Raw genomic sequence first — 12151 nt, 5'->3', positions numbered from 1 at the left:
GCTTCCGACCTACTGCTTGTGCGATTTGACCATCACCAAAGCCTATTGCGATACGGTGGAGGGGGCTAGAGCAGAATTTGCCCGCGTATCTCCCCGGCGCGGAATGCAGCGGTGTGGATATCGAAATAGAGTTCGCCCTGACGCAGGCGGGCCTGGTCTTCGGGGGAAAGCTCGAGGCGATCTACAAAAGTAGCGCTACGTCCGTCGGAGCTGTATACCGCTTTGAGGGCTTGGAGCAGGGGGCCATTTTGACCTTTGGCACCACGGTGGAGGTGGATGGCACTGGTCAGGCGGGCGTTGAGGGCGGGGTCGTCCACCGGGTCGCGGGTATAGTCGCGGAAAGCCCCAGCCAGATTGGCCACCGCTCCTCGGAGGGATATCACCCGTCCATCGGTCTCGAGCCGCACCACCGCCAAGGCAGGGGTTTCTACCATGGTGGGAACAATTTCGTTTCCGCTGAGCACGATGGCAAGACCAGTGGTGCTTTGGGCCTGACCCATGCCCATCAAACCGAGACCAGCGAACCCCAACCCGCGAATCACACTTCGGCGTTTCATAACATCCTCCTTGTTCGGATGCCCCCATCCCCGCCAGTGGCAAGACACCGGCGAGGTAGGGTTCAAACCGCTTTACTTCCGGATGAAGCTGCTCACTGCAGCGGTGGCTTGTTGGGGGGTGATGGCTACCCCCAGGGGGCGTCCATTGGGTACTTGAGGGCCTTCCACCTTACCGCCCAGGCCGATCAGCCCATCACGCAAGACGGTCAGATGGGCCTCTTCGTTCATAGCAATAGCCGCTGCCGCCGATAGTACGGCTTTGTTCTGAATCAGCGGGATGGCCCCCAGGTAGGCCCCGGTGAAGGCCGTCTCGAGGGCGATCATGGTCTCCAGTACCTTCATCTGGTTGGCCCGGTTGAACTCCAGACTGCCATAGGTGAACTGCGGACGGGCCACCGGCATGGCATTGAAAGGGCCCCGGATGGTGTCGGTAAGGGCCTTGACGTGGGCTTCTTCTTGCTTGAGGGCTTCTTCCATGTAGTCCTTGATGCCCTGGGGGAAGGGAACCGTGAGGGCCCGGGTGTACACGTCGGTCGCGAGGTACTCGGCGGTGAGGGCCAGGTTCAAGATGTCCAGATCGCTGACATTGCTAGACTGCGCTAGGGCAAACTGCCCGAGCTGGGTGGCCAGGGCAGCGCTCACCCCTCCGGCGGTCAAGACCTTGACGAACTGACGGCGGTTGGCTTTTTGGTCGTTTTCCAGCAGATCGAAGTTGAACATGATTTTCTCCTTTTGGGACAAGAGGGCTTGGGGTCGAGGGCTAACTGGGTCGAGGGTCAGGCGTTTGGGAACCAGCGCCAAAGGGTGTGTGAAGTTCCCAACTCCAAACCCTGGACTTCAAAGGAGACCCACCGCAAAGATGGCGCCGTTGCGGACTTCCAGCCGGATGCCTTCCAGCATCTGCCGGGCAGGGCCACGCACCACCGAGCCGTCGGCGGCTTTGTAGGTGCTGCCGTGGCAGGGACACACCAAATTGCGCTCAGGGTTGGGCAGGGCCGGTTTGCAGCCCTGGTGGGTACAGACCAGCAGGTAAGAGACCAGATAGAGCGTTTCGTTGCCACGCCGTACCAGCAGGGCACGCCGGTCGCCCTCGGCAGGCTTGGGAACCCGCAACAGCAGGGCGGCTGCGCCCTCAAAGGTGTATTCCAGGGTGTCCCATTCTTTCGCCAGCACACCCTGGAGGGCGGCGATCCGCACTGGAGTGGGTTTTGCTTGGGCCAGGGCTGGCGCTTGCCCGACCACAGCCAGCCCAACCGAATGGGCCGCGATCACCTGTAACGTTTTCCGCCGATTTATGTTTTCACTCATGGCCTTCTCCTTTGTTTTGGGGGGCTTGTTGTAGTTGCTGCAGGAGGTTGCGATTGTCCACAATGCTCCAGTGCTCCACAATCTGACCTTTCTGCAACCGCAACAGCTCGAGGTTTTCAAAAGCTACGGTGCGCCCGGTGGGAGCCATACCCCCAAACTCTCCTCGGTGGGTGCCGCGCCACAAGCTGCGCAGTGCCACTCGGTCTCCCTCGGCCACAAAATCCTCGATGGTGACCTCGAGGTCGGGAAAGCCTGCGTGAAGTAGCGCATACAAACGCTTGGCTCCTTCGCGTCCACCTGGCAAACCTGGAATCAGGGCGTCGTGGTCAAGGTAGTTGGGGGATAATAGTTCGTCCACCGCTCCCAGGTCGCCACGGTTAACCACCTCATCCACAAAACGCCGCACAATGCTTTTGTTGACCTCTGACACACACCTCAACCTCCTGTGCGCCAGTGTGCAAAAACAGGCGTAAAAAAAACGTCAAAGGTAACAGGGCAGTCTAGAGCAGAGGGCCGAGTGCAGACCCCATCCACCACTGGGTGGATTGACAAATTGTGTTTTTGGTATCCGGTAATGTGACCCTAACCCCGTTCATCAGAGCCTTTCCGGGCATAATCTGAATACGAGATGAGTGTGCTTACCGAAGCCCAGGTATTGGAAGCGCTGAAAACGGTCAACGACCCCGAGTTGCACAAGGATTTGGTGTCGCTGGGGATGGTGGAGCGAATTGTGGTAGAAGGGGATAGGGTCGCGGTCAAAATCAACCTAACCACCCCGGCTTGCCCGCTCAAGGGGCAGATCGAGGGCGATGTGCGTTCGGCCATCAGCAAGGTGGGTGCTGCCGAGATTGAAGTGCACTTTGGAGCACAGGTTCGGGCCCCACAGAATCTGCCCTTGCCTGGGGTCAAGCACCTTGTGGCTATAGCCTCGGGAAAAGGGGGGGTGGGCAAGAGTACGGTTGCGGCCAACCTGGCCATTGCCTTAGCCCAGGACGGAGCCCGCGTGGGCTTGCTGGATGCCGATATCTATGGCCCCAGCCAGGCCCAGATGTTTGGCACCCAGGGCAGCAAGCTCATGGTGGACGAGCAGAAGCGGATGGTTCCTTTAGAGCGCTACGGTATCAAACTCATCAGCATCGCCAATATTGTTCCACCAGGCCAGGCCATGGTCTGGCGCGGTCCTATTTTGCATGGCACCATCAAGCAATTCCTCCATGAAGTGGCCTGGGGTGATCTCGACTATCTGATTATTGACCTGCCCCCCGGCACCGGGGATGTACAGCTTTCCTTGTCCCAGCTCACACGGCTTTCGGGGGGGGTGATTGTGACCACCCCCCAGGATGTGGCCCGGATTGATGCTGAGCGAGCAGTAGACATGTTTAAGCGGGTGCAGGTGAATATTCTGGGTGTGATCGAAAACATGTCCTATTTTGAGCAAGGCGGCCAGAAGACCTACATCTTTGGACAGGGTGGAGGCCGCAAGATGGCCGAGCAGTACAAGACTACCTTCCTTGGCGAGATTCCCATTGCACTTTCGGTGCGTGAGGGTGGGGATAGCGGCGTGCCAGTGCTGGTGGGCGTGCCACAGTCGTCCGAAGCCGAAGCCTTCCGTCAGGCGGCACGCAATTTGGCGGGTCAGTTGTCGGTGCAGTCCTACCTGCTGCTGCCGATGGCCTAGGGGGTGTTATGGCCTTGGGAATGGGTGAGACCAAGTTGCGCATCCTCGAGACCCTGCGCTCCAAGTCCAGTTGTGCCGGTTCGCTGGCCGAGTCGCTGGGCATTTCCAAGGTAGCAGTGCACCGGCACTTAGAAGACCTCGAGCGCGAGGGGCTGGTACGGGCCCGCTTGGAAAAAAACGAGGGTCGGGGCCGTCCCAAACAGGTCTACCAGGCCGTAGACGAACAAGCCCCCTATGCCCGCATGTGCGCCGATGTGCTCACCCACCTCAAAGAGCTGTTTGGGGCTGGGCTGGTGCTGGAAGTGCTGACCCGGCGCAACAACAAGCTGCTCGAGGAACTAGCCCCCCATATGGAGGGTCTGAGCCTCGAGCAAAAAATCTACCGCCTGGCTGAATTCCTGACCGAGCAAGGCTATCAGGCCCGCTTCTACTTTGAAAATGGAGCCTGGTATCTAGAGCAAGGGCGCTGTCCCAAACTGGCCCTTTCGATGGAACATAGTGAGTTTTGTTCCGCTGAACTCGAGATGTACCAAAAACTTCTGGGCGTTCCGGTGGTTCGCGAGGAGCGCATTGCCGCAGGAGGCGACTGCTGTCGCTATCGTATTGAGGCAACCGGTCTTCAAAGTTAGAGCCTCAAAAACCGAAACCCTTGATGATCTCATCCCAAGTGAAAGCCTCCCGGTCAACAGGAGGCTTTTGGCTAGTAATTCTGGTGCTAGGGTTGTGCTAGCCAGTCCATGAATTGAAACCCATGGTTCCGGGAGCTGGGCTTTCGGGTGCGGGCAAGCCTACAGGTTCGTTGACAGACCCACGGGAAGCAAGAGCCCCACCAAGAGCGGCTACCAAAAGAATCAGAATCGCAAGCTTTTTCATCTAGTTCCTCCTTGTGATATGTCTAGCAGCTTGCTTTTCCCTTTTATGCACAAGTAACCGTTACGTGGCTACGAGCCGTTACATTTATTGCGGTTTCTACACCGACCCCGCCTCCTGGGGTATGCTGCCGCCTCCGACGGCGGGAGGTCTGTCCCGAGAGCGGATCAGGAGATTTGGTATCTATTTTGCACAATGCTGCTACGGAAACACATGGATCGGTTTGTATTGATAAGCCGAAACTAGATAGCTGCGAACCGCTTCACCTCGGGGAACTACCTAAAGGGTTCTTGGAAAGAACCCAGCCATCCTCATACCGGATTCAAAAAGATAATTTTCAAACAAAAACCCCTGAGGCTATCTTTTTGAATCCTATGGTTGCTGAGCTGGTCGAAGCACGGTTGCTGAGCGTTCGACCGAGCTCATCCCGAGGTCTCACGCCGAGGTCTTGTCGAAGCAGAGTACACCCCTCGCTGCGCTCGGCGAAACCAGCGTATCCCTTCCAAGGGGCGGTATCGCCCTCCGCTACGCGGATAACTTCCAAGGGGCGGTATTGCCCTCCGCTACACCGATAACTTCGGTCGGGTTCGTTCGTCACCATTCGGCAATGAACGAACCGAATCTGGTATCAAAAGTCAAAAAACTGTGCTGAACTCTATTTTTTCCACTGATCCTGGCGGCAAAAATAGAGGGAACCGTGATAGAGCGGTACTGCACCCTGATTTGCAGTCACCGCCCAGGCTCAATCGGTGAGCGATTGCTCAACCTGAGACTTGGGTCTCGCGCTCACATAACGCGTGGCTGTCCAGATCAATACCACCGCAAACACCATCCGCAACCAGAATTCGGGCAGTTGATTGGCCACCAGACCTCCCGCAAAGGCTCCTACCAAGATGCCCACCACCAGCCCCGGCACAAACTCCTGCGCCAGATTGCCGTGGCGGTAGTGCGCATAAGACCCCACCAGCGCCGAAGGAATCATGGCCAGCAAAGAGGTACCCTGGGCGGTGTGCTGTTCCAGCCCAACCAATAGAACCATAATCGGCACGGTAATGGTTCCCCCTCCCACGCCTAAGAGGCCCGATGCAAAGCCAGCCACCGCGCCGGTGAAGAGCAAGGGCAACACCCGCACCCAACCCTGCAACGGCTCCTCCACGTGAGGGATGTAGGGCTTCAAGAGAAGCGAGAGGGCCACAAAAATTAGATACCAGCCAAACACCCGTTTGAGCTTCCATTCGGGCAACCGATTGGCGAAGCGGGCCCCAAAGTGGGCGGTGATCATGGCGGTAGGGAAGATCAGCATGGCTGCTACCCAGTCCACCGTACCCTGGGTCGCGTAGGTTAGGGCACCCGCCAGTCCGGTAAAGACCACCATTACCAGACTGGTTGCCACGGCTTTATGCTGGGTGAGTTTCAGGAAGGCCACCATCAGGGGCATTGCCACGATGCCCCCACCCAAGCCCACCAAACCCCCAAAGGCCCCTGCCACCAAGCCGATCCACAAGCTGGAAGGATTCACAGCCTCCGTTATACCACGATTTACAAGATTTTAGATTCAAAATATACTTCGCAGCCACCGCAGCCAATTCTCCCCTAGCACGCCCTGCTGGAAAGATTTGGGCACCAGATCGGCGATTTTTTGCAGGTCGCCCGGCTGGTTTAGGCCATTGGGATTCTCGTGCATCCCAAAGCCGCCGTCGAAATCGGAGCCAAGGCCCACCTTGTCCCAACCAATTAGACTGGCAGTGTGGGCCATATGCTTACCCACTACCTCCAATTCCACCCGCTCCATACCGCGCTTCCAGGTATGGTCGAGGAAAAAGCCAAACAACACCGTACCGATCATCCCTCCCCGCTGCCCGATGGCCTGGATCATCGCGTCGCTGAGGTGGCGGTTGGAGAACTCGAGCCCTTCCCCCCCCAGCAGGGCCCGAGGGTTGCTGTGGGTAGCGCAGACCGGGCCTTGGAAGACCTCCAAGGCCTCCCAGAAAGCCTGCTCGTCCATGTGGGAAAAGTCCAGGGCCAGCCCCTGCTCGTTCATGGCTTGCAGCAGCTCCACCCCTAGCGCGCTCAGGCCGCCGGGCTCGCGGGTTCCGCCGCAGTAGCGGGTGCGGTTCCAGGCAGGCCCAATCAGCCGCACGCCGTGGCTTTTCCAGAATGCCACCTCACCGGGCTCGCGGATGCATTCGGCACCTTCAATCAGGATCACCAGTGCGGGGGTCTTGTCCTGTGGCCACAAGGCCAGATGCCCTTGCAAGCTGGCCTGGTCACGCAGTATGCGTACCAGACCCTTTTCCTCCCAGCCAAGATACACATCCAGCTGCTTGAGGGCCTGGGTATGGGCGCTTTTGGGGTCGGCGTACTTGCGAGGGTCTACCCACAGGGTGGCAAAGCAGACCCCCACAAGCCCTTCTTGTAGTGCGGGTAGGGTCACGACAGGCACATCGGTATGCGCATCGCGCCTGCGCAGCTCTGGAAGTGGCAAGGTCAGGTCGCGCCCCAGATCCACCACGTTGTGGGCTAGGTCGAGGTGGGCGTCCACGATCATGCCCACCATACTATCGTCTTCCTGTCCGACGATTGCGCTGTAGCGTGGCTCCAATACACCACAAGGTGTAGGTTTGGGAGTTTGTAGGGCACACCCCTGCAACCAAAGGGTTTTGCCCTTAAAACCGGGTTTATGAACCTAGTCTGGCACCGTGCCGATCTTCGCCTGCACGACAACCCGGCCCTTGCTGAAGCTTTGCGATCCGGCCCTACCATCGGACTGGTGGTCTTTGACTCTCAGATTCTGCACAACACCACACCCCGGCGGCGGGCCTGGTTCTACCAGAACACTGCGGCCCTGCGCGAGGCTTATGCCCAGCGGGGTGGAACCTTGCTGGTTCGCACCGGCTTGCCCTGGGAGGTCTTGCCCCAGACAGTGGCCGAGTTGGGTATCCAGAAAGTCTTTGCGGTGTACAACTCCACCCCCTATGCCCGCTACCGCGACACCCAGGTCGCAAATGCACTGAAGGGGCAGATAGGTTGGTTTGACGGGCAGTACATCCATGAACCCGATGCCATCGTCAAGCCCGATGGAGGGCCGTACACCGTCTTCACACCCTATTCCAAACGCTGGTGGGCAGCCCGCGAACCGGTTCTGCTCGAGGCCCCCACCCACTTTCCACCTCTCAACCTGCCGCCCGATTACAACCTGGGCAGCATCCCCCAGGAAGCCTCGGACGTGCCCCTGCCGCCGGCGGGCGAGGAGGTCGCGCTAAGGGCGCTCGAGGTCTTCTTGCGTGACAAACTGTCTAGTTACCACCAGACCCGTGACGGGCTGGCCGGCGAGGGGGTCTCGAGGCTCTCTTACTACTTCACCCTGGGGGTTTTGTCGCCTCGGTTGGCCGCCCAGAAAGCCCTGCAAGTAGGGGGGGAAGGAGCCCGAAAGTGGGTAAACGAGCTGTGCTGGCGCGATTTTAGCGGCGACCTGCTCTACCACCGCCCCCAGATGATGACCCAGGCTTTCGACCCCCGCTGGAACGATCTGCCCTGGAACGACGATAGCGAGTTGTTCGAGACCTGGCTGCACGGCCAGACCGGCATTCCGGTGGTGGATGCCTGTATGCGCGAACTGCAAGCCACCGGCTTTTTGTCCAACCGGGGGCGCATGGTGGTGGCGCAGTTTGCGGTCAAACTGGCTTTACTGCCCTGGCAGAAATGCGAGCGGGCCTTCCGCAACCTGCTGCTGGATGGCGACAATGCCTCCAACCTGCAGGGCTGGCACTGGGCGGGGGGGCTGGGGGTGGATGCGGCCCCCTACTTCCGGGTGTTCAATCTGATTACCCAGGCCGAGACCCACGACCCCCAGGGGGTGTGGCTAAAGCGCTGGGTGCCCGAGTCGGGGGGGCGTGCCCATCCCTACAAAACCCCGGTTATTGACCTGGACGCGGCCCGCAGGCGGTATCTGGCGGCTGCGGAGAAGATTGCCAAGGGCTAGTGGTTTGGTAAGTTAAAGATTGATACGCAGTGAAGTTCCCAAAATGAAGCGCTCAAAGCAACTCCCAGATATTAAGGGAGCCAGATCCATCCCGGGAATTAAGTTACCGGAGCACTGGTTGGACTCGAGGATGCGCTACAAAGGCTTCAAATCCCACCTACCCGCTAAAGTCTGCCCTGTTTGTGGCCTGCCCTTTCAGTGGCGCAAAAAATGGGCAAAGAATTGGCAGGAGGTCAAGTACTGCTCCCAGCGCTGCAAGAGCCAAGCAAAAGGGAGGTTGGTTTGAGCGAACTGGCAGGGGAACGCATAGCCCAGCAACTCATGCTGTGGGCGCTTTTGTGTCTGATGGCCGCGGTTTTTGGTTTGTGGCGCAGCGGCCATGCTTTCTGGAGGCCGTTCTGGCTTATGACCGGGGTCTGGGCACTGGTCAACGCGGCCATTGCCTATGGGGGTTGGCTGGGGGCTGAACCCAATCCGGCCAGCCTTCGCCAGCTCCTCTGGATTAATGCCGGGTTGGACATCTTGTACATGGCAGTTGGTTTGGGTTTATGGATGCGCCCCAGGCCGATGCTCAAGGGTTTTGGCTTCGCTATCGCAATTCAGGGCTTATTCTTGTTTTTGTTTGACCTGTTCCATGCCCTACAAATCTGAACGTAATTTAGACAAATGCTGTACTCATCTTGTACGAGTAGATTGCTTTCGTACAAGGGTAGGCGCAGGGTTGCAGTAGGCGAAGTCAAGGGCGTGACAAAAATAGTCCAACTCGAGACCGTTCTACAACCACAGTGCTGCGAACCTACCTGCAGGGCCAAAAACCCTGGCTGTAACGGAGGCAAACCATGAAGAAGTTACTTGCTCTACTGGTTGTGTTGGCTATCGGCTTAGGCTTCGCGCAAAGCAACAATGCGATGGTGCGCGTAGCTCACCTCTCGCCGGACGCTCCCGCCGTGGATGTCTGGATTAATGGCGCTCGAGCCCTGCAAAACGTGCCCTTCAAGGCCGTTAGCAACTACCTCTCTTTGCCCGCAGGAGAAATTACGGTCTGGGTAGTGCCCGCGGGTGCTACCACCCCTCGGGTGATTGATGCCAAAGCCACCATCGCGGCCGGAAAGATGTACACCATTGCGGCCACCGGTCTGCTCAATGCAACCGGCAACCAACCCAAACTTGGCCCCACCATCATCGAAGATGTACTGCCCACCCTGGCTGCCGGTCAGGCTGGGATCCGCGTAGTGCACGCCTCGCCCACCGCCCCTGCCGTGGACGTGGCGATTCGTGGTGGTGCAGTGGTAGTGCCCAACCTGGCCTTTCCCAAGGCCTCGGGCTACCTGACCGTGCCTGCAGGCTCGTACAACTTTGATGTGCGCGCTGCCGGAACCACCACCGTGGCCCTGCCGCTCAACAACGTGGTCTTGGAGGTGGGCAAGATCTACACCGTATTCGCTGTGGGTGGCACCACTACCCAACCCCTTAGCGTAGTGGTGGCCGTAGATAAATAGGTTTTATCCCGATCCAGACAATCTTAGTCGTAGTTGCGCGGGGTGGCTCATCACGGGGCCACCCCGTTTTTTTGCTGTTTTCGGACCACTGCTTTGTTTGCTGCTTCGCTGTTCATACGCCGAGCCTCACAGTATGATGACGTTGCAACAGTACAAAGCTGGATGCGCCTGTCAGGCTACACGGGTGTTTCTCGGCTTTGGATAGTATGAAAGGAGTGTTGATGTGAAAAAGTGGCTCGTTTTAGTGGCGCTGGCTTTGATGGGATTTTCCTTGGCTCAGGGCAACACTGCTTTCGTCCGTTTTGCCCACCTGGTGCCTGATGCACCTGCGGTGGATATTGTCTCGGGGGGCAACAAGGTTTTCGAAGCCCAGGCGTTCAAAGATGTCACCTACTACGCCGAGGTGCCTGCGGGCAGCCTGACCCTAACTGTGCAGACCACTGGTCAGAACCCGGCCAAGGTGGCCGATGTAGCCATCCGCGTGCAGGCGGGCAAGTACTACACGGTAATGGCGCTCGGCACGGCCTCCACGCTCAAGGCTCGTCTGGTGGAAGACCGCATCGCCCCCGCCGAGGGGGTAGCCAAGGTGCGCGTTGTGCACGCCTCACCGGACGCCCCGGCAGTGGACGTAGCCCTCAAAGGTGGGCCGGTGCTGTTCCGCAACCTGGCTTTCAACCAGCTCTCGGGCTACGGCACGGTTCCGGCCGGAGTGTATAACCTCGAGGTGCGCCCCACCGGCACGACCACGGTAGCCCTGCCACTTGAAGGAGTAGCCTTTGAGGCCGGCAAGGTCTACAGTGTGTTTGCGGTGGGCTTGCTGGCTGGAGAAACCCTCGAGGTCATCGTGGTGGAGGACAGCTTCGGGAGCCCATAGCCCGTCAAGCCTCTAAACTGGGTGGGCTTCGGCCCACCTTTTTGTATGCCTCAGCCAAGTCTGAACCCATCCACAGCCGCACGATAAGGATCATGCGTGTATGGATTGCTGTGGTTGCTGCATTGCTGGGGTTGGGACTGGCCCAAAGCGCGCGTTGGCCCGGCCAGCCTGAGTATCGGGCCATTGCAGGAGCCGCTACAGCGGCAGGGGCCACGCTGGATAGAAGCTATATCTTGGTCTATCCAGCCCAGGGTACACCCCAAGGAACCCTGGTATTGGTGCCGGGTTTCCTGGGGGGTGCCACCAACTTTGATGCCCTGGCCCGGCGGCTGGTGCTGGCCGCGCCGGGCTGGGCGGTCTGGGCCTGGGATCGGCGGGCCAACGGCCTCGAGGATCGCCGGGGCTTCACCACGCCCGACCCCTGGGCTTACTACCAGAACTACAAACTACCCGACTTTCCCTTCCTCAAGGACTGGGGGCTGCGGGTACACCTGGAGGACCTCGAGTGGGTGGTGGGCCAGGCCCGCTCAAGCGGCCCGGTGGTGCTGGCCGGGCACTCGCTAGGGGCCAGCCTGGCCTCGCTCTACGCCCTGTACCGGGGCGATACCATCCGCGGCCTGATTTTGCTCGACGGCTCATCCCGCCTGATTCCCCTTACGCGCGAGCAGTATTTTGGCGGAACCGAAGGGGGGTTTGGCCGGCTGGCCGGGCTCAATGAGCTGCTGGAAGGTAAAGCGCCCCCCTACATCAACGCTTTCGGGCTGAACCCGGTGGGCTTTGCCCAGGCCGAGGCCCAGGCCTTCATGACCGCACAGAACCCCCAGGCCGACGCCCCTTCCGGCTGGGCACCCTTCCGGGCCAGCCGGCTGGCCGCGGCCCTGTACCGTGTGGACGAGCGCTACGCCCTCTCGCCCATCTTTGCGGTCTCGGTGGGGCAGGCTACCGGGCGTGAGGGCATCAACCTGCTGAGCCTGGTGGTGGGCAGCCTGGTTTACACCATCCGGGGCCCGCGGGGTGGGCGGGTGGAGTGGCGCGACAGCGGCGAGGCCACCGACCCGCTGGAGTTCATCACCTCCTACGCCAACCCGGTTACGGGCTTCTCGGAGTGGTTTTTTCCCTACCGGCTTTCGCTCGATATCTCGGCCTATGACATCGCCATGCCCGAACTCAAACCGCGCTCGCTGCCCTATCCGGTGCTGGCCCTGGGGGCGGGGCGGGGCTTACTGCCGCAGGTGAGCAATTTTCGCAGCGTGGGGGAGGTATTCCCCAACTCCAGCCTGGACATTCGCATCCTGCCCGGCCTGACCCACCTGGACATCCTCACCAGCCGCAGGGGGGATGCGGTGGGCCCCATCGCCCAGTACCTGCAGGGGGTGCGCTAGC

Annotated in this window: 13 protein-coding genes; 7 read left to right on the top strand and 6 right to left on the bottom strand. The window is 59.6% G+C overall.

Going from position 1 to position 12151, the window contains the following annotated elements:
• Positions 1-65: 65 nt before the first annotated feature.
• The 4 genes from WKI89_RS01020 to WKI89_RS01005 all read right to left on the bottom strand — a co-directional run bounded on the left by WKI89_RS01020 (position 66) and on the right by WKI89_RS01005 (position 2295).
• Positions 66-557: a CHRD domain-containing protein gene (locus WKI89_RS01020; protein WP_337867353.1), complete on the bottom strand. Its 492-nt coding sequence runs from the start codon at positions 555-557 to the stop codon at positions 66-68.
• A 72-nt stretch (positions 558-629) separates the two neighbouring features.
• Positions 630-1277, bottom strand: coding sequence for a ferritin-like domain-containing protein (locus tag WKI89_RS01015; protein WP_337867352.1), 648 nt, complete (start codon positions 1275-1277; stop codon positions 630-632).
• A gap of 117 nt (positions 1278-1394) precedes the next feature.
• Positions 1395-1865 (bottom strand): Rieske 2Fe-2S domain-containing protein, encoded by a 471-nt coding sequence (locus tag WKI89_RS01010; RefSeq protein ID WP_337867351.1) that lies wholly within the window; start codon positions 1863-1865, stop codon positions 1395-1397.
• Positions 1858-2295: an ester cyclase gene (locus WKI89_RS01005; RefSeq protein ID WP_337867350.1), complete on the bottom strand. Its 438-nt coding sequence runs from the start codon at positions 2293-2295 to the stop codon at positions 1858-1860. Before WKI89_RS01005 ends, WKI89_RS01010 begins: the two co-directional genes overlap by 8 nt.
• A 198-nt stretch (positions 2296-2493) precedes the next feature.
• On the opposite strand from WKI89_RS01005, the gene WKI89_RS01000 reads away from it, so the two are divergent.
• Both WKI89_RS01000 and WKI89_RS00995 read left to right on the top strand, forming a co-directional pair.
• On the top strand, positions 2494-3543 hold the full coding sequence (locus tag WKI89_RS01000; RefSeq protein ID WP_337867349.1) for an Mrp/NBP35 family ATP-binding protein: 1050 nt from the start codon (positions 2494-2496) through the stop codon (positions 3541-3543).
• Between the two features lie 8 nt (positions 3544-3551).
• Positions 3552-4172: an ArsR family transcriptional regulator gene (locus WKI89_RS00995; RefSeq protein WP_337867348.1), complete on the top strand. Its 621-nt coding sequence runs from the start codon at positions 3552-3554 to the stop codon at positions 4170-4172.
• Positions 4173-5155: 983 nt separating this feature from the next.
• On the opposite strand, the gene WKI89_RS00990 is transcribed toward WKI89_RS00995, so the two are convergent.
• Together WKI89_RS00990 and WKI89_RS00985 are read right to left on the bottom strand one after the other, a co-directional pair.
• Complete coding sequence (locus tag WKI89_RS00990; RefSeq protein WP_337867347.1) at positions 5156-5932, bottom strand: sulfite exporter TauE/SafE family protein; 777 nt, start codon at positions 5930-5932, stop codon at positions 5156-5158.
• A 36-nt stretch (positions 5933-5968) separates the two neighbouring features.
• Entirely contained in the window at positions 5969-6961 is a 993-nt protein-coding gene (locus tag WKI89_RS00985; protein WP_337867467.1) for a membrane dipeptidase, read from the bottom strand.
• A gap of 132 nt (positions 6962-7093) precedes the next feature.
• Between WKI89_RS00985 and WKI89_RS00980 the strand changes: the two genes are divergently transcribed.
• From WKI89_RS00980 to WKI89_RS00960, 5 genes are all read left to right on the top strand, one after another.
• Positions 7094-8395, top strand: a complete 1302-nt coding sequence (locus WKI89_RS00980; protein ID WP_337867346.1) for a deoxyribodipyrimidine photo-lyase — start codon at positions 7094-7096, stop codon at positions 8393-8395.
• Between the two features lie 282 nt (positions 8396-8677).
• Complete coding sequence (locus WKI89_RS00975; protein ID WP_337867345.1) at positions 8678-9046, top strand: hypothetical protein; 369 nt, start codon at positions 8678-8680, stop codon at positions 9044-9046.
• A gap of 188 nt (positions 9047-9234) precedes the next feature.
• Positions 9235-9894 (top strand): DUF4397 domain-containing protein, encoded by a 660-nt coding sequence (locus WKI89_RS00970; protein WP_337867344.1) that lies wholly within the window; start codon positions 9235-9237, stop codon positions 9892-9894.
• A gap of 223 nt (positions 9895-10117) precedes the next feature.
• Positions 10118-10768, top strand: coding sequence for a DUF4397 domain-containing protein (locus WKI89_RS00965; protein ID WP_337867343.1), 651 nt, complete (start codon positions 10118-10120; stop codon positions 10766-10768).
• A gap of 92 nt (positions 10769-10860) precedes the next feature.
• Positions 10861-12150 (top strand): alpha/beta fold hydrolase, encoded by a 1290-nt coding sequence (locus WKI89_RS00960; protein WP_337867342.1) that lies wholly within the window; start codon positions 10861-10863, stop codon positions 12148-12150.
• The last annotated feature ends 1 nt before the right edge of the window (position 12151 follow it).

Source organism: Meiothermus sp., from assembly GCF_037443965.1.
In the GTDB taxonomy this organism is placed as follows: Bacteria; Deinococcota; Deinococci; order Deinococcales; family Thermaceae; genus Meiothermus.
Note: the sequence above shows the minus strand (reverse complement) of the source record. Positions and strands in the feature narration are given on the sequence as shown.

What these genes read in the sequence shown, in the direction of transcription:
- WKI89_RS00985 (WP_337867467.1), bottom strand. Translation starts at nt 6,961, where the DNA reads ATGATCGTGGACGCCCACCTCGACCTAGCCCACAACGTGGTGGATCTG.
- WKI89_RS01010 (WP_337867351.1), bottom strand. Translation starts at nt 1,865, where the DNA reads ATGAGTGAAAACATAAATCGGCGGAAAACGTTACAGGTGATCGCGGCC.
- WKI89_RS01015 (WP_337867352.1), bottom strand. Translation starts at nt 1,277, where the DNA reads ATGTTCAACTTCGATCTGCTGGAAAACGACCAAAAAGCCAACCGCCGT.
- WKI89_RS01020 (WP_337867353.1), bottom strand. Translation starts at nt 557, where the DNA reads ATGAAACGCCGAAGTGTGATTCGCGGGTTGGGGTTCGCTGGTCTCGGT.
- WKI89_RS00960 (WP_337867342.1), top strand. Translation starts at nt 10,861, where the DNA reads ATGCGTGTATGGATTGCTGTGGTTGCTGCATTGCTGGGGTTGGGACTG.
- WKI89_RS00970 (WP_337867344.1), top strand. Translation starts at nt 9,235, where the DNA reads ATGAAGAAGTTACTTGCTCTACTGGTTGTGTTGGCTATCGGCTTAGGC.
- WKI89_RS01000 (WP_337867349.1), top strand. Translation starts at nt 2,494, where the DNA reads ATGAGTGTGCTTACCGAAGCCCAGGTATTGGAAGCGCTGAAAACGGTC.
- WKI89_RS00980 (WP_337867346.1), top strand. Translation starts at nt 7,094, where the DNA reads ATGAACCTAGTCTGGCACCGTGCCGATCTTCGCCTGCACGACAACCCG.
- WKI89_RS00995 (WP_337867348.1), top strand. Translation starts at nt 3,552, where the DNA reads ATGGCCTTGGGAATGGGTGAGACCAAGTTGCGCATCCTCGAGACCCTG.